This is a genomic window from Halopenitus persicus, assembly GCF_900107205.1.
Lineage (GTDB): Archaea > Halobacteriota > Halobacteria > Halobacteriales > Haloferacaceae > Halopenitus > Halopenitus persicus.
Map to the genome: position 1 here is coordinate 1 of NZ_FNPC01000014.1, position 16,202 is coordinate 16,202.

A 16,202-nucleotide genomic window follows, 5' to 3' on the forward strand; every position below is an offset into this window, starting at 1 on the left:
CGAATCGGTAGCGTGGTCCGGCCGCCCGCGGATCACTACCATCCTTCCAGCAGTTGTGATCGGCGTTCTCCTCCTCGGCTTTGGGATCGTCGCCAGTGTTACTGGAGAGACCACACTCTTCCTCGCAGTCGTTCCACTCGGAGTGGCGATCCCGCTCTGGAAGTATTTCGCTCTTCAAGGCGTACAGTACGTTGTAACGGACGAAGCACTCTACGTGAAACGCGGCGTTTTGACCCGGTCTGTCACACAGGCAAATCTCGAAACCGTCCAGAACAGCTCCTTTGGGCAGGATATCACGGGGTCGATCTTCGGATACGGCTCAGTCACGTTCGAAATCGCTGGTGGGGACGACCTCTCGTTCCGGGCGATCGAAGACCCTCGTGCAATTCGGGCACTTGTCGATCAAACAACATCGAACGACGATGGTCTCGGTGGTGGCGATAGACGAGAATCCGTTATCCCGGGAGATCTGACGAAGTGGCAGCAAATTCGAGACGAGATACGAGCGATTCGCAGTACTCTCGAAGAATAATCGTTCGGGAAAAGCCAGAGGGTAGACGGTATACCTTCTCTGCAAATCTCTCAGTACAGTCGAAATATCTAACACGTTACTTCGAGTGTCACATCGGTATGAACCCATATGTCTTGCTCGGTGCAGCGATCCTCTCCGAAATCGTTGGAACGACATCACTCAAATTGTCCGAAGGATTCTCACAGCCGCTTCCAAGCCTTGTCGTCGTTCTCGGGTACGGGGCCGCGTTCTACCTGCTCTCCGTAACGTTAGAGGAGTTACCAGTCGGCGTCGTATACGGAACGTGGGCCGCCCTCGGAATCGTTGGCGTTGCAGCGATCGGAATCGTCGTATTCGACGAACAGATCGACATTGCCGGCGTTCTCGGAATTCTTCTCATCATCGCCGGTGTTTACTGTCTCAATGTCCTCTCCGGAATGTCTACACACTAAGCAGTCTTTATCGAGCAACTGTTTCATTGCAACGTTGTCTGAAGATCCAACAGAGCCGACGATCCCACGCGATTAGGAAAACGTGACTCCCCAGGGACTCAGTCGAGACAACATCTAACCGTTCAGTACAAACGGTACAGAAACCCCTCAATACAGCCGGAAAAGGAATCAGAGGCTCACGTAGAAAGGTCTGCGTAGAATTGGGTCAATCCACACTCGGGACAGAGGAATGCGTCAAGAGAAGTATTATCGCCGATACCGAGTCGCTTGAGAACCCCTTTTTCTCGTTTGGTTTTAACATAGAGATCTCCAACTCCCTCTGCGGTTACAGTCGTCTCTTCCATCGCAACGTCACAATGGGGACAGTAGTGGTCGCTCATAGGGGGTTCTCACGAGTGATATAGGTATAGTTGTATTCCTATGAACGATGACAATATGATACCGTACTCACTTCGCTACCTAGAGAAGGAGGCTTTTTCAATGAAATTTCTGACGAATAATCTGAAAGGAGGAGAGGGATCTGTGTGTACAGCTGTTGTCTCTCCTCACTCCCCTCAAAAGCACTCACAACAAGCCGTCGTTGGTATCTGATTCTTGGCTATCGAATGTTCATATCGAATCCACATTCCTTGTGAAACTGACTTCACAAAATACCTAATAGCATTTCCACGGAAACAGAAATTGTTATGCAAGAAGGTATGCCAGTGATATTCCAAGCAGGAAGTCCGGTGATAACCGCAGAATCAGCCGAGTTCCTCGCTGGTGGATTGGCAGCACTCGCTGTTGGATTGGCAGCATATGGAGCAGGGATCGCTGAACGAGGAATTGGCGCAGCAGCAATTGGTGCAATGGCAGAAGACCCCGACACATTCAGTCGAGGACTAATCCTCACAGTCCTTCCTGAGACGTTGGTCATTCTCACATTGGTTACCGTGTTTGTTGTATAGGGGAAACTACAGATGATCGTGTGAGACGTTTGAACAGATGGTGTCGATGTCTTTTAGCAGCTAGCGTCAACCGAACAAACGTCGAGAGATTCATCAACAACGAGCGTAACTTCATCCCCCTCTGCTTCAATTTCGACTCTTATCCGTAGTGGGTCCTGTGAGATGAGACACGCTGTTGATTCCGGCAGCTCCCATTCATATTGCTTGACATCGATTCCTACGTACGAAAGCATAGAAATCACCTGGCTGTCAAGTAGAAGGAAAAACAGAATTCGGGATCCAACTATAAAAGAACACGAATCACACTCAACTACAACCGCAGGTTCGTCGTCTTCCGTAATAGCGTCTTCTTGAACCTCGATCGTAGTTGTCGCCGCACAGAACGGACACTGGCCGGACCGAGCTAATTCGAGATGATGTTTACAACGCTTGTGGGCAGCAGAGATGGCTTCGTCGTCAGTCCGATTAATGAATCCGTTTTTTGGAAATGGATACGAGAAGCCGATCCATCTGTCACAGGATTTGCAGTCAACCGATAGAAATCCCCGTTGATAAGTTCCGACTAGCGAAGCGGTACAACAGGGACATTCTGAATCGACATCCAACCGTGTTCGATTAGATTCTTGTCGAGGTTTATGCGCGATGACTGCTCGATAGAGTGCGGTCGCTGCGGCGGTTGGGACGTAGCCCCCGTCAACTTGCTGAACGTACACGCCGCGGAGCTTCCCAAGATGATAGTTGAACTTCCCACTATCCTCTACCTCGGCAGATGCCATTAACTCCGCATACGGGATTGGCTCAGTATACGCAGCGACCCAATCGTTGAGAAGCGCTCCTAGAATGTTCAGCCGGATCTCATGGCCAAGCAACGCGAACGCCTCTTGCATCGGTTGCCTCTCTGTGCGGTCATCTCTCATATAGCAATCTCTCGGTGAGTCCAAAAAAGTCGTTCTGGTTTGGTGATTCGCCCCATATCTGTGCTGTCTGGCAGTGTCTCTTGTGAAATAGAGTCCGGAAAACGACTACGTAGGCCACTGTACCATCAATACTCGTTATATCACACAGAAGTAAGTTAGAGGACTACAGATCGATCGTTTATTTCCTGTATTCTCTCGGAGCTGCTTTACCAGTCTACTTGAAGCCGCTTGGCTTGACAGCCTATTCATTTCTAACAGACGACGATGCCGAGAGCACAACTAGTTAGACAGATAGATCACCTAAAACGTCTCCTCTGCCTGTGTTCGTAACACGGTCACCAGCCCAGAGATACTTCACACCACTGTCTTGATTCACCGATTGATAGAAATCATGTTGAACTCGACGGTCGTCATCACGCATCACGATAGCATCTTGAAACTGAGGGACGAGACCCGCAGCGCTCCAGAAGTTCGGGTGATCCTGGAGTTGATAGTGGAGGTGTGGTTCACCGGAATGCCCCGAGTTACCACATTCGCCTATCACCTCCCCACGATCGACGTGGTCGCCAGGGGAGACTGTGACACTTCCCTTCCGGAGATGAGCCAGAAGGCTGTACTCACCATCGGCGTGCTTGATCACGACGTGATTGCCGCGAATATCCCAGGTTCGCCACTCCAGCCAGCCACTCCCTGGATGCGGGTGATCCCGTAGTCGGTCTTTCGTTTTCACGACTGTCCCGGCTGCGGGTGGATGAATCGGCTTGCCGAAGGCGTAGTACTCCGTAAGATCGGTGCCAGTACCGGTGTGGGTGGAACCGTCCTCGTCGGTAATGACGAAGTCATAGGCGTAGCGTTGCGCGACGATCATCCACGAGTGCGAGGTTTCCTCAGTAACCCCGCCGTTGATGACCGTCCACTGGCCGTCGTATGGGAGCAACAGCGCAGTTTCGGGGACGTATCGCTCACGATTGGGGTAGCGCCGCCGGTAGCGTATCATCGGGATTAGTTGGCCACCAAACTGCAGAACCTGTGTGAGGATTCCCCAAGGAGTAACGCTCCACCCAAGTACAGAGACGATATAGCGAAGGCGTTCGCTATGGCTGATCTCGTAGACATACCCATGCGCTTCTTTATCAGTCTCTATCGTTTGAAGCACTATCGGCAGAATTCCGGCCAAGAGGAAGAAGAGAACTGCAAGAGAACTGAATTGCTCGATCTGCATTGCTACTAATCCTAATATCACGAATCCACTGACAATCACCCAGAAATTGAGAGTGGCAAACCACAGAAATGTACGATGAAGGTACGACCACACTGTCTGTCGCTTCTTTTGTGAACCTGTTGTTTTCGCAGTCCGATCCGTCATAGAGGATGGGTACGACCACCACATAATTAGGGATTTTGCGAAACTAAATTCACTCATACCAGACCGGGGCAGACCGTGTTACGGTCGAACCATCCCGTCAATCACATCAGCCACGAGCCGTATCCCCTCAGTCGTCAGCGTTCCGGATGGGAGATTATCCCGGATCGACGATAACGGGATCGTGTAGATTGCCCACGGCATCATATAACTCGTTTTCTGCAGCTCCACGTCTTCAAGCACGTGGCTGGGTAGTTCAGTAACTTCGTAGGAGTACTCTGTTTGTGTGGTCAGGCACACGACGGTTGCTTCTTGCTCGACGTACGGCCGGTCAGCAGTAGAAATCACGATCACCGACCGTGGGTTGCTGTGCGCGCCGGTCGGATCAGATGCGAACACGAGACTGCCTTGCAGGTAGTAATATGTTATCTCGGAGTTACCCTACTGCTCCTCGCGCCCGTCACTGTCTGTGCCCGCGTCTGCCACCCAGTCGCTGGGTGATGGCTCCTCACTAGGTGCGTGGCGTTCGGTTCCCCGATCGCGCGGGAGTTCTGTCTTCGCACCACTCCCGGTTTGTTCAACGTCACCCGGGGTGAGACCCGGATCGGGGTACCGAGTGAACATATCGTCGAGTTGAACAAGGCTTCGTGCGAATCGGCGAAGGTCGTCGCGGTGCTCGAATCCGTGGTACAGGCCGTCGCTGGTTTTCCCGATCAGCCCGTCGTCGCGTAGGCGAGACAGCGTCGTCGACGGAGTGCCGCGCGGCAAGTCGAGTGCTTCTTGAATCTCTGCCGGTGTGTACGCGAGATTCGTGTCTCGGTACAGGAGCTTGATGATCGCGGCTTTGTTCGTTCCGGGGCGGATGTCGATCCCGTCGTCCGGATTGTGTTCACGAAGATCGATAGGCATAATACATTCCGTATGCGTTTGTATGCGGTTGTAGCATATAACTCCCGTGGTCGCCCTGACCCCGAGTCACGAATCACTACTGACCTGTATCGCTGTCTCAACGAGATTTGGATTCTCCGGTAGGTTGTACCGATCGATAACCCGTAGAACATCAATATCACCAGTAATCGTGCTTCCTTCGAGGGATTCAGCGTCGCTGTAGTGGTGTTCAATGTGGAGTGCGACAAGATTGTAGATACAGTGCAATAACCAGTCAGGATTCTCCGTGTCGGCGTCTCCAGCGTGCACGTCGTCGTGACAGTCCCGACACAGGTAACACCCCTGTTCATTCTCACCGTACCGCCAGTGATGGAAATCCAACCCAGTCTGCTCACTCCCGCACAACGGGCACGCACCTGGGCGCTCATTATACTCCGTGCTTACGTATCGTTTTGGAAGGCACCTACCACCCTGTCACCGACGAGACCGTAGACGAGTCCGAAGATACCGAGGTACAATCCTGCGTAGATAGCCACACGATCACCCAGTATATCGGGAGCCAATACTGTGAATCCCCCATAGAGTGCAAGCAGGATTGCGAACAGTTCAATGAGGAGGGCTTTTTGAACGGACATCTTCATTGAATCGTCTTCGTGACCACAACAAGACTTTGATGTCTGGCTAGCCTGTACTGAGCGATTGGGGGAGTATTGAATCTAACAACTATTGAGGGTTTCAATAAACCCAGATCAGTAGTATTTCAAAACCCGGATTCGTAATTTGTGATATGTATGACCTCACTGGCTTTCAGCGAGACCTGCTGTACGTAATTGCCGGCCTTGATGACCCACACGGGCTTGCGATCAAAGACGAACTTGAGGACTACTACGAAAAAGAGATCCATCATGGTCGGCTCTATCCGAATCTCGACACGCTTGTTGAGAAGGGACTTGTCGAAAAAAGTCAGCGCGATCGACGAACCAACGAGTACACCACTACTCGCCGGGGCACCAGAGAGATTGAAGCACGAGCCGAATGGGAAGCCGAGTATATTGACCACGACGACTGACAGAACTGCCCCACTCGGACAGTCCGATCCCGAAAATTCACAGAAATCTCGCGTAATCTCCACTCAGAAACCCAAATCCTCAAAGTCAACGACTTCGTCAACGAGTACGCACAATAGATTACAAATGTAATGGCTTTGTTGAGATCCTCAACAGAAGACATATTCTGACCCGGCTGCGGTCAATACAGAAGAACAGTGAACCGCACAGTACAGGGTATTATGTATATTCGACAAGGTTGTGAGACTATGTCTGCCCCAGCGAGCTGGAACGCTTCCGGTCTTTTTGAGAGGAAAGGCGAGGGGCGTCCTCCAATAGATATTCTCGCGCTTGTGGCTGGATTAGTGGTCTTCGCAGTCGTTTCGTTTTGGATGGCGTTTCTGGCTCAGTTATCAGGGCCGGTCGTTGAAGATGGAATCAACCCCCAAACGGTTGCCAGCTTGCAATGGGGTGCTGTCGGAGTTGTACTCGGTGTTTTAGCAGTCTTCGTGTATCAACGGAGACCTATCGGCTGGTACGGGACGCTCGCAGCCGCGATGGTCGGGATAATTCAGGCTGTGAGGGTGGGTATGATATCTGACCTACTCCTACTTGGAGCAGTGTACGGGGCACTCCCGTTGGTAGCATCTGCTCTTTTACTACGCCATCGTGAGAGATTTCTCGGGTAGTAGGTTCGTACTCTTCAGCAACCAGCTATTTCGGACGATAATGTGTTTGAAGAATAAGATTTCAACAAAGCCGTTTTGGTGAATCCGAGGACGGCGTCGAGATCACTGTTTGAGAGCCTGTTCGAGGTTGTAGACTGCGGCGGTCAACACGAGTTCGCGGAACTCGCGGTACCTCACTGAGGGTCGACAGTGAGCCCGAATCGGCACTTGATGATCAGTAAAACAGTCTCGACCATCCAGCACTGGCCGTATCACTCGCTGTCCGACCGTGTGTCGTGCTCCTTCGGTTCCGTTGGTTACGGCTAGTGAGCTTCAGTTTCGTCTATCTCAACCCGTCCGTGTCGTTCATCGATCTCATCGAGTATATCGAGTGTTTTCCGGATCGATGCCCGAATTGCATCGCTTCGATTGACGAACTTTCCCCCGTCACCGACGTGCTCGTCAAGGTCATCAAGCAATTCCCGTGGAATCTCGACGCTGACCTTCGGCATACACTCGTATTCGCAGAGGAATATCTTCATAGTGTCGCCCAGCACACCGGACTCGCTGGCAGTTCTTTCTACTACACGGGAGAGCCCTGGCGTGGGTAGTACGGGTCTGTGGAAACCCATAGTAACGACACAGGTTGACCTCTCCGAGATCAACACGAGAGACACGCGTACCAGTCAGCCCGCTGAATCACCCTCATCCGAAGAACGCCGTGCGAGATACAGAGGCTGTGTTCGGGAATGGACAAGGGTCGTAGGTCCGGATCACTGGACAAGCCTCACCGCAACTGAGTAGGAACTTTGAGGTGAATAAGAGGAGAGTGGAGAGCTATGAGTCCTACCGTCCAGGAACACCGAAACGCGATTCGAGTAGCGACAGGGCGCTTCGAACGGGAGGTTGAGGCGTCGTTCACGAAGGAGGAACTGCAAGCGATTTGTGAAGCACTGGGAGTCGATATCGGCGAGGCGGGGCGACCGTCAACATCGCAGATGCGTCGACTCATCCGGGCGCACGTCGGCATCGCAGAGTCGCCGGAGGCGACCGACGACTCCACCTTCCGGAAGGCCGATCTCCAAGCGATTGCTGACGGAGTCGGGGCATCGTTCGAGTCGTAGTCACCAATTGGCCAATCAAGCTGGTTACTGTAGTTCCCGACCTGACTCCTCGAATGAGGTTGCCTTCTCCTGACCGACTCGCGCCCTATATTCAGCATAGAATCAACAAACCCTCAGACAGCTGTCAGTAGCGAACTGACCGAGACAGAGGCTGAGTACAGCAGATACTGATAGACCATTTCATAGCCGTTACTGGATCTATTGCTCAGTGAACCTGCACACGTTTCAGCTAGATTGGTGGACACTGTAACAATATCTTTAAGAAACTGAATTTAGGTATGGTGAAAAAGCGATGCCCCCGGAATCACAGCTCTCCAATCCAACAGTTCACACTGTCCAGTCGTCTGATGGAACGAGTATAGCATACGAGAGTGAAGGGAACGGCCAGCCGTTGATTCTCCTCCACGGCGGATCTGGGACTCGACGGGCGTGGGACACTCTCCGGCCGCATCTTGTCGACGAATTTAGTTTGTACGTCCCGGATCGGAGGGGACGAGGTGACAGCAGTGACGGTGACAATTATAGCCTTGCCCGCGAAGCAGCTGACCTCCGAGCGCTCGTTGACGCTGTCAGCGGAACTCCAGTTGTATTTGGACACTCGTTCGGTGGACTCGTTGCTCTCACAGCCGCACCCGAGATCGCCATCGACCGTCTCGTACTGTATGAACCACCCGTATTGGTGGACGAACACAGCGATGACGATTTAGCTGCTCGAATGGAAGCTCGTCTTGAAGCCGGTCAGCGACAGGCCGCAATGCGACTGTTCATTGAGGAGAATGGATCGGTTTCTGATGTTTCCCAGTTGCCCTGGTGGCCCGAAGAGGCAAATCTCCACCTCGCTGAGACCGTGATCCGGGAGAACTACGAGGTCGAAGCGTTTGGCATATCCGATATGCCAGACATAGATGTTCCAGCAGTACTCCTGACTGGTGAGCAGAGTCCGGATCATCTCCGTGCCGGTGTCACTGCTTTGGACGATCATCTCGATAGGAGCCACCTCATCGAAATGGAGAATGTAGGGCACGTCGCCACGGAAACAGCCCCGGAGAAACTCGCCTCTATCATCAAATCACGGACATAGGCGCTTTCTACGGACACAGGACTGTATTGAACATTTGTTGTGCGTCTCTTGGATGACATTGGTTTTCGGAGATGGCGTTCAGAGAACAGAGATTATTTGCTTTCTGTAGTGAGCGACTGATTTGATTCAAACTCGCCAACTCGATAGTGCGACATACGCGCTCTGTATTCAGCATACCTCCGAGAACATATCACTAATTGAGGATTTCAACAGAGCCGACGAATTCTAACCCATTCAGCAGGGGCGAGGACGTTACGAGAACTCCGGCCGTTCAGCATACGTGATCGGATCGCGTGACCCAGCATTCCGGAACGCCTCAAGCCGGAACGCACACGCGTCACACGTCCCGCACGCTGGCTCGTCATCCCGGTAACACGACCACGTCATCTCGTACGGCACGCCGAGTTCTAACCCCCGCTCCGCGATCTTCGTTTTCGACCACTCGACGAACGGGGCTTTCAACTCGATCGCTGTCTCCGGTTTGGTGCCGACATCAATCACGTTCTGGAAGGCGTCGAAGAACGCCGGGCGGCAGTCAGGGTAGCCCGAGAAATCCTCGGAATGAGCGCCGATAAACAGCGCCTCCGAATCAGTCGCTTCCGCGTACGACGTCGCCATCGACAACAGATTCGCGTTCCGGAACGGGACGTACGATGACGGGATTTCGTCACTCTCCAAATCTGCATCAGCCACGTCCATCTCCTCGTCTGTCAGGCTCGACGCGCCGATTTGGGAGAGATGCCCGGTTTCGATATGGAGGAAGTCAGCCGCATCAACCTCTTCAGCGAGCGCTTTCGCGCACTCGTACTCCTTGTCTTCGGTACGCTGTCCGTACGACGTGTGCAGGAAGTACGGCTCGTAGCCCTGCTCCATCGCCTCGTACACCGCCGTCGCACTATCCATCCCGCCGGACACCAGAATCACCGCACTTGTGTTGCTCATATCTGCGTAGTTGCGTCAAATCGATCGGTACTCTGTTCTCCATGCCGCGTGCGACGCCCACACCGCACTGCTCCAATCGGGTTGCGCCAGTACAATGCTCATGTGCCCGGCGCGTCGTTCCACAGGTCAACGTGGAGTCGCGGCGTGTACCGGAAACCAGACTCCATCGCTAACTCTGCCACTTCGCTGCGCGTCCCATCGAGTTGCTCCCGCGTCATTCCTTCCGGCATCAACAACACGTCATCGTCCGCCACGGTCGTCGCCGTTGCCGCCCGCACCTGGTCAACCAGATCCGTGATCTCCGGCAGATCCGACTCATCTGTCACGACGAACTTCAACTGCGTCTCGTACGCGTCGACCATCCGGGGCAGCGCGTCCATATCGATCCGGTTCTGTTCGTGTTGCTCTTCGAATTCGCCGTCGCCTTTCGGGTCCCGTTCCGGCGTCGGCGTACTACTCGCCAGTTTCGGGCTGATACTCGCCAGATCGATCGGGGCATCCCGGTAGATCGTCCCGTTCGTCTCCACCGTCGTATGATACCCTTCGGCGGCCAGTCGTTCGAGGAGTTCGACTGACTCCTCGTGGATGAGTGGCTCCCCGCCCGTGAGTACGACGTGGGTGGCCTGCTCGTGGGACTGGACTTCCTCGATGATCGAGTCGACGTCACGCCACGCCCCGGTCGGCTCCCACGACGTATGGTACGAATCACAGAACCAACACCGCAGGTTACACCCAGCGGTCCGCACAAACACGGAGGGGACGCCAGCACGCGTTCCCTCACCCTGCAACGAGTAGAACACCTCGTTGATCGGGAGCCCCTCACCAGCCGCGTCACCGTCCGTTACAGGTTCCTCTGCATCACTTGCCACCGGCATCAGTAGGTCGCACAGAGCTCGCCGGTTTCACTCACTGACACCGACACATCCGAGACAGTGTCTGGGAACTCGTCGAGCATCCGTTGTTCAAGCAAGACGCTCATCACCTCCGCCGTCGGCGGGTGGTCCAACACGACGAGTGCCTCGCCGTCGCCGGCCGCCTCGAACGCCTCCACAAGCGGGTCACCCGCTTCGACGAGGAACCGGTGATCCCACGCGTCAATGACGTCCGTGACATCGCCTTTGTCGACGACCCACCCCTCTTCGGTGAGTTCACCAGTCACTTCGACAGCGATCTCGTAGTTGTGACCGTGTGGCCGCGAGCACTTCCCGTCGTGATGCAGAATTCGATGGCCCGAGCTAATTCGGATGGGGTTGTCCGCTCCGATTTGGAGTGTACGTTGGCCTGCTTCCTGAAGCATATCTGCTTCGGATTCTCCTCTTGATATACCCCGGGACATACTCGAAGAATACCCAGGGAATATATAAATATTGAGTTTCGATACTCCATCGATGGAACAGCAGCACCACTCACGATCGTCTCTCCGCCGACTCTCTCGTTGGCCATCGGTATCCACCACGGCCGGGCCGCAAGATAGCACCGCACGCAGCTGTATGGTCATAGCCGGTGGTGACCGCTAATGGAGACCGAGGATACTCGCGCAATCTTTACTGCTGTGTTCGCCGGCTCAATCGTCCTCGCAAACGTCCTCGCAGCGAAACTCACGTGGATCGAACTCCCCGGGCTCGGCGGTGTTGCCGTCCCCGCTGGGTTTGTTGCGTTCGGCGTCGCGTACCTCGCCTCTGACTTGCTCGTCGAGTACCACGGGAAAGAGTACGCTGCGACCGTGGTCAACGGCACCGTCGTCACGCTCGTCATCGCGTATGCCCTCGTGTTCCTCGCCATTTGGATGCCATCCGCCCCCTTCTACGGTGGGCAAGACGCGTTCGTCTCGACGCTTGGCGGCTCGGCATCGATCATCCTCGCCTCCGTCGTCGCGCTCGCGTTCGCCCAACATCTCGACGTCCGACTCTTCGCCAATCTCAAAAGCCGCACTGCTGGCCGTCACCGATGGCTCCGAAACTGCGGATCCACTGCAATTAGTCAAGGCGTAGACACCGTCGTGTTCATCACGCTCGGCTTCGCCATCTTCCCCGCACTCGGCCTTGGTGGGAACCCAACGTGGGGCTGGGCGCTCGTATCGATCATCGCCGGACAGTACATCGTGAAACTCCTAGTCACGCTGATCGACACGCTCCCGTTCTACGCCGTCACAGAACTCGTGGAACGACCGGCTTAGATACGATATGTACTGAATGAAGACCAATCACCGATGCTGAATCGGAGCATAATATCGAATTCAGTGTTCGACGTGGTAGACGGTGAAAAATAGATAAATGAACTCGAAACTACAGGCTGGTTAAATAACAGATTAGTATTGTCGAGATAGATTTATTTCTACTCTCGTTGACGGAATACGATCTCAGATATTCTAGTCGGGAAAAGATATAAGTCGCAGCTGAGCTTATCGCAGCTCGTTATATGCTATACAGACGAGGAACATTATCAACACCACACGGGAAATTAGAGACACCTGTTCTCTTCCCAGTCCGTAACATCGGGAAGCGATCGAGCGATAACACCCCAGAGTACACGGATGAGATCCCTGACCTTTCGACTGCGATGGTTAATGCTCGGTCGATACGTCAGCGAGAACCACAATGGGATAGAATACAGGAGGGCCAGACTCTGCGCGATGAGATGGGGGTACCCCAGTCAACGATTGTTTTCGCCGATAGTGGCGGGTTTGACTTTCGATCTGAAGAACTAGACACTACCCCAAAGAAATCACTCGAAACACAGCAGGCAATTGATGCAGATATTCTTGGTACAGTCGACGTTCCACTCTCACGCGAAAACAGGGAGCGTGAGAATGGCCGGCGGGTTGAAGAGAACATTCAACGGGCCCTTGCAGCGAGTGATTCGCATAATGGCGACGGCTTACTTTTCGCTAGCGTGCACGGATATGACCCTGAGACAATACGGAATGGGATTCGGTATCTTGAGAAAAATGGTGAATTCGACGGATACGCGCTCGGTAGTCTTGTTCCTATCAGGACCGACTATGAGAAGGTCACAAAACTGATATTAGCTGCAAGGCGAGCAACTGACAAGCACCTCCATACGTACGGATTGGGTGGCCTGGTGTACCAACCATTACTGCTCTACTGCGGAGTAGACAGTTTCGACTCAAGTGCGTTTATCCGAAGTGCTGGTAATCGGAACTACCTGATCCCTGGGTTCGGAGGTGAAGAACTTCGACATATCGAGGATCTTGAATACCTTCCTTGTGCTTGTCCAGTCTGCAAAGACCGTACCCTCGACGACGTCCGCGAGGATCGTGATGCCCTCGTGAAGCACAACTTATGGGCACTCACACTCGAACTTCGTCGCTTCCGATATATGGTGGAAGCAGGCGAGGACGTTGAATCATACCTCGATCTTCGCTTCCGTGGCAACGAGGTTACCGCCAGGGCCTACAAACTAGCGAAACAGCAAGTCAGGAGGCTCGTATGAGTGACGAACGCCCCACCGTTCGACCAGTTAACCTCGGTCGACTGGTCGAACTAACCCACTTGTGTCGAAACGACGCGCAGTCGACGGATGACATCGTTGATGCACTCGACGTGAGTAAACGGCGTGCACGAGAGACCATCCTCGAATCGACGCGAATCAGTCTCGTTGAAGAAATATCTAACAAGGAAACCTACTCGACAACGACCGTCGGTGAGCGCTTTATCGATGCCGTTGAATCGAGCGATTGGGAGAAAGTGAACTCGGTTTTGAAAACACACAGTCCACACTACGGCGAATTTCTCAGTCTATTCGAAGATGGCAGCACCGTCGAACCGGACGCAGCGCTCGAACTACTTGAAAACCAAGCCGAGTTCACCCCTTACGAGTATAACGAAACATCGTTGGACGTCATCGGGGCCTGGGCGCAACGCCTCGGCGCTATCCAGAGAAATGCGTTCGATGGTACCTTCTACGCAGTCAAAAAACGCGATGTGCCGCCAAACTTCCCGTACGCGTTGCTGTCCGTTGCTGACAGTCTTGAGGAAAGTGCTGGTGTGAATCTGAAGAAACGGTATCTCTCGATCCCGGAACTTCGTGAACATACCTGTGAGTGTCTCAGTTGTGACCGTGCTACGTTCGATGAAGGCCTGCGGACGCTCGCACAACAAAACATCGGTCGGATAGAACTTTCCGGAGCACCCATCGACACCGGCGCGAAGGAAGCACGATACGGACTCAAAACGATCGAACTAGCCGACGAGGACGGCGAACTCGTCTCAACCGATCAGTCTTCAGAGCAAGTGATGCGTGGTGTCGAGCAGCTCGGTAAACAATACTATTACCTCGCGGTGTACGACCGTGAACTCCAATTCAACAATAATGACAACTGACAAATTCGAAATTACAGACGAACAGCGCGACTACTCATCCCTGGGTCTCAACGAAAACCCGTTCCCCTACAGTCCAGTACCCTCAGACAACCCAGAGGTTTACTGTGGACAAGATCACGTAGCGAACGCAGTAAGCAATACCGTGTCATCGGTACTCAGTACCGGGAAATCGAAGCACCTCGTCATAACCGGAAAGTACGGAAACGGGAAATCCCATACCCTCAAATACGCACGCTCGCTCGTCCGTGACCGCGAAGACGTTCTCGTTGGATACGTCGCTCAGCCCGGAGAAGGGTTCCTCGACGTCTATCACGAGTTTATGTACGACCTCGGCTTCGATCGTGTGCAGGAACTCGCATATGAATTCCTTGCTCACGTCGCCCGAGAGCACACCGAAACGAATCCGATGGGGGCACTATCGATGAAGTCGCTGCTCGATGAGGGAGAAACTCTGCTCTCAGAACTTGTCCCAAAGGCCATCCAACAACTGAGTGATGTCACGAAGTTCGCTGATTTCGCTCGGGCGATCGTACATATGGTGTACGAGGACACGAACCTCTACGCGTGGCAGTGGCTCACCGCGGAGGGCATTCGGTACGAACAGCGCAAGGAGATGGAGATTCACAGCGCGCTTGACGACGACACGATGGGTGTACGGGCGTTTACTGCGCTCAAGAATATGCTCCTCGAACTCGGATACACCGGCGTGTTCGTCTTCGTGGATGAGTTCGAGAGCGTGGCGCGGCTCTCCCCGAAGAACGAACAGGCGACGCTCAACAGTCTACGGCATTTGATGGATCAGAACAGTGCCGGACTCAGTATGATGTTCGGATGTGCTCCGGAAGTCTGGCAGGACATTATGAGCGAGTACCACGCGTTCTCCGAACGGATCGGTCGAGAAGTCTCCCTCCGACCGATGACAGAGGACCACTTGAAAGACCTCGTCGATTCTTATCTTGACCTTGCGTCCGGTGAGGGGGTTTCAGTGTCCGATATTTTCGAGGAAGACAGCCTCCAATTGATTTTGCAGAGTTCACAAGGGAACGTACGACAGGCACTTTCTATCTGCAGCTACACAATTGATGATGCAGCCAGACGAGGGCGGGCAAACATCGACGCAGAAATCATTCAAGAAGCCATCTCCTAAAATCATCTACCTCTATCAAGATTCACTTGATCGGTTCTGTTGACATTATCGTCTATTGATGGGTTTGAAGCGCCGTGGTAGATAGAAAAATGGGATTCAATAGGCTCTGTTGAAATCCTCAGAAATTGATAGGTAGTGCTTGCTGAATCAAGAGGTGGGTGTAGCACGGTTCCTTTGATTGTTTCACGTCAAATTGAATGGGCCAGCAACTCGTTGAACGTGCAAATGCAACGGTGGCTCCGTCAACCGAGTATTTTCACAACTGTCGCAGGCTTCCCCAGGACGACGACGTTCTCAGGGATATCTTCGGTAACGACGGCAACTGATGCGATTGTAGAGTTGTTACCAATTGTTACGTCGGGATTGATGTACGCTCGCACTTGAGAGATACTAGTAACTGCTCCGAAAATCATACTTGGAGTACTGAGGCTGATATTTCCAAGTACAAAAATATAAAAACTGAATTTAGCTATACGGCATAGTGATATGAATACTGGACTCCGCGTTGAAAAATATTATATCCGGTGCCGGTGTTGAGACGGTAATGTCAGAGCTTGCACGTGAGTATGGGGTTCTTCCAGAAGCTACTGAGGAAAGTAAATATTTGTCCGAGCAACTTTCCCGACTTCATATCATATTTGACTACCTCATAAATATGTCAAATGAAATTAATGGAGATCCGTCCTCTGATGAACAAGATACTTCTAATACCTCAAACCCATGTCAAAATTTATGACGTGTCCACACAAATCGAGTGACCCGTTCCCATCCAT

At 53.0% G+C, this 16,202-nt stretch carries 21 protein-coding genes; 12 read left to right on the forward strand and 9 right to left on the reverse strand.

Annotated features, from left to right (window positions below; genetic code table 11):
- A partial coding sequence (locus BLV25_RS15385) for a PH domain-containing protein (protein WP_143114493.1) occupies positions 1-532 on the forward strand: 532 nt, incomplete at its 5' end.
- Between the two features lie 98 nt (positions 533-630).
- Entirely contained in the window at positions 631-963 is a 333-nt protein-coding gene (locus BLV25_RS15390) for a DMT family transporter (RefSeq protein WP_092735027.1), read from the forward strand.
- Positions 964-1,139: 176 nt separating this feature from the next.
- On the opposite strand, the gene BLV25_RS15395 is transcribed toward BLV25_RS15390, so the two are convergent.
- Positions 1,140-1,343, reverse strand: coding sequence for a hypothetical protein (locus BLV25_RS15395; RefSeq protein WP_092735030.1), 204 nt, complete (start codon positions 1,341-1,343; stop codon positions 1,140-1,142).
- A 318-nt stretch (positions 1,344-1,661) separates the two neighbouring features.
- On the opposite strand from BLV25_RS15395, the gene BLV25_RS15400 reads away from it, so the two are divergent.
- A complete protein-coding gene (locus tag BLV25_RS15400) occupies positions 1,662-1,910 on the forward strand; it encodes an ATP synthase subunit C (RefSeq protein ID WP_394327134.1) in 249 nt (82 codons plus the stop codon).
- Positions 1,911-1,963: 53 nt separating this feature from the next.
- On the opposite strand, the gene BLV25_RS15405 is transcribed toward BLV25_RS15400, so the two are convergent.
- The 4 genes from BLV25_RS15405 to BLV25_RS15425 form a co-directional block, all read right to left on the reverse strand.
- The gene (locus tag BLV25_RS15405; protein WP_092735036.1) at positions 1,964-2,827 is read right to left on the reverse strand and encodes a DUF7351 domain-containing protein; all 864 of its coding nucleotides are present in this window, start codon (positions 2,825-2,827) and stop codon (positions 1,964-1,966) included.
- Between the two features lie 283 nt (positions 2,828-3,110).
- Complete coding sequence (locus BLV25_RS15410) at positions 3,111-4,193, reverse strand: M23 family metallopeptidase (RefSeq protein ID WP_176819515.1); 1,083 nt, start codon at positions 4,191-4,193, stop codon at positions 3,111-3,113.
- 438 nt (positions 4,194-4,631) lie between these two features.
- Positions 4,632-5,099 (reverse strand): helix-turn-helix domain-containing protein, encoded by a 468-nt coding sequence (locus BLV25_RS15420; RefSeq protein ID WP_092735045.1) that lies wholly within the window; start codon positions 5,097-5,099, stop codon positions 4,632-4,634.
- Between the two features lie 419 nt (positions 5,100-5,518).
- Positions 5,519-5,713: a hypothetical protein gene (locus BLV25_RS15425; RefSeq protein ID WP_092735048.1), complete on the reverse strand. Its 195-nt coding sequence runs from the start codon at positions 5,711-5,713 to the stop codon at positions 5,519-5,521.
- A 152-nt stretch (positions 5,714-5,865) separates the two neighbouring features.
- Here BLV25_RS15425 and BLV25_RS15430 point away from each other — a divergent pair, with 152 nt between their 5' ends.
- Both BLV25_RS15430 and BLV25_RS15435 read left to right on the forward strand, forming a co-directional pair.
- Positions 5,866-6,147, forward strand: a complete 282-nt coding sequence (locus tag BLV25_RS15430) for a helix-turn-helix transcriptional regulator (RefSeq protein WP_092735051.1) — start codon at positions 5,866-5,868, stop codon at positions 6,145-6,147.
- A 246-nt stretch (positions 6,148-6,393) separates the two neighbouring features.
- Complete coding sequence (locus tag BLV25_RS15435; RefSeq protein WP_092735054.1) at positions 6,394-6,813, forward strand: hypothetical protein; 420 nt, start codon at positions 6,394-6,396, stop codon at positions 6,811-6,813.
- Positions 6,814-7,115: 302 nt separating this feature from the next.
- On the opposite strand, the gene BLV25_RS15440 is transcribed toward BLV25_RS15435, so the two are convergent.
- Positions 7,116-7,304, reverse strand: a complete 189-nt coding sequence (locus BLV25_RS15440; RefSeq protein WP_092735131.1) for a ribbon-helix-helix domain-containing protein — start codon at positions 7,302-7,304, stop codon at positions 7,116-7,118.
- 327 nt (positions 7,305-7,631) lie between these two features.
- Here BLV25_RS15440 and BLV25_RS15445 point away from each other — a divergent pair, with 327 nt between their 5' ends.
- Positions 7,632-7,916, forward strand: coding sequence for a hypothetical protein (locus tag BLV25_RS15445; protein ID WP_092735057.1), 285 nt, complete (start codon positions 7,632-7,634; stop codon positions 7,914-7,916).
- 292 nt (positions 7,917-8,208) lie between these two features.
- Positions 8,209-8,997 (forward strand): alpha/beta fold hydrolase, encoded by a 789-nt coding sequence (locus BLV25_RS15450; RefSeq protein WP_092735060.1) that lies wholly within the window; start codon positions 8,209-8,211, stop codon positions 8,995-8,997.
- Positions 8,998-9,249: 252 nt separating this feature from the next.
- Here the strand turns inward: BLV25_RS15450 and queC are convergent, their stop codons facing one another.
- The 3 genes from queC to BLV25_RS15465 form a co-directional block, all read right to left on the reverse strand.
- On the reverse strand, positions 9,250-9,939 hold the full coding sequence (gene queC, locus BLV25_RS15455; RefSeq protein WP_092735063.1) for a 7-cyano-7-deazaguanine synthase QueC: 690 nt from the start codon (positions 9,937-9,939) through the stop codon (positions 9,250-9,252).
- Positions 9,940-10,037: 98 nt separating this feature from the next.
- Positions 10,038-10,814 (reverse strand): 7-carboxy-7-deazaguanine synthase QueE, encoded by a 777-nt coding sequence (locus BLV25_RS15460; protein WP_092735066.1) that lies wholly within the window; start codon positions 10,812-10,814, stop codon positions 10,038-10,040.
- Positions 10,814-11,275, reverse strand: a complete 462-nt coding sequence (locus BLV25_RS15465) for a 6-pyruvoyl trahydropterin synthase family protein (RefSeq protein WP_092735069.1) — start codon at positions 11,273-11,275, stop codon at positions 10,814-10,816. Before BLV25_RS15465 ends, BLV25_RS15460 begins: the two co-directional genes overlap by 1 nt.
- Before the next feature lie 180 nt (positions 11,276-11,455).
- On the opposite strand from BLV25_RS15465, the gene BLV25_RS15470 reads away from it, so the two are divergent.
- From BLV25_RS15470 to BLV25_RS17055, 5 genes are all read left to right on the forward strand, one after another.
- Positions 11,456-12,115, forward strand: a complete 660-nt coding sequence (locus tag BLV25_RS15470) for a queuosine precursor transporter (RefSeq protein WP_092735073.1) — start codon at positions 11,456-11,458, stop codon at positions 12,113-12,115.
- Between the two features lie 242 nt (positions 12,116-12,357).
- Entirely contained in the window at positions 12,358-13,392 is a 1,035-nt protein-coding gene (locus BLV25_RS15475; RefSeq protein WP_092735076.1) for a tRNA-guanine transglycosylase, read from the forward strand.
- The gene (locus BLV25_RS15480; RefSeq protein ID WP_176819516.1) at positions 13,389-14,282 is read left to right on the forward strand and encodes a hypothetical protein; all 894 of its coding nucleotides are present in this window, start codon (positions 13,389-13,391) and stop codon (positions 14,280-14,282) included. The genes BLV25_RS15475 and BLV25_RS15480 overlap by 4 nt, the downstream gene beginning before the upstream one ends.
- Positions 14,272-15,429 (forward strand): BREX system ATP-binding domain-containing protein, encoded by a 1,158-nt coding sequence (locus BLV25_RS15485; protein WP_092735079.1) that lies wholly within the window; start codon positions 14,272-14,274, stop codon positions 15,427-15,429. The genes BLV25_RS15480 and BLV25_RS15485 overlap by 11 nt, the downstream gene beginning before the upstream one ends.
- 544 nt (positions 15,430-15,973) lie before the next feature.
- On the forward strand, positions 15,974-16,165 hold the full coding sequence (locus BLV25_RS17055; RefSeq protein WP_143114494.1) for a hypothetical protein: 192 nt from the start codon (positions 15,974-15,976) through the stop codon (positions 16,163-16,165).
- Positions 16,166-16,202 lie beyond the last annotated feature (37 nt).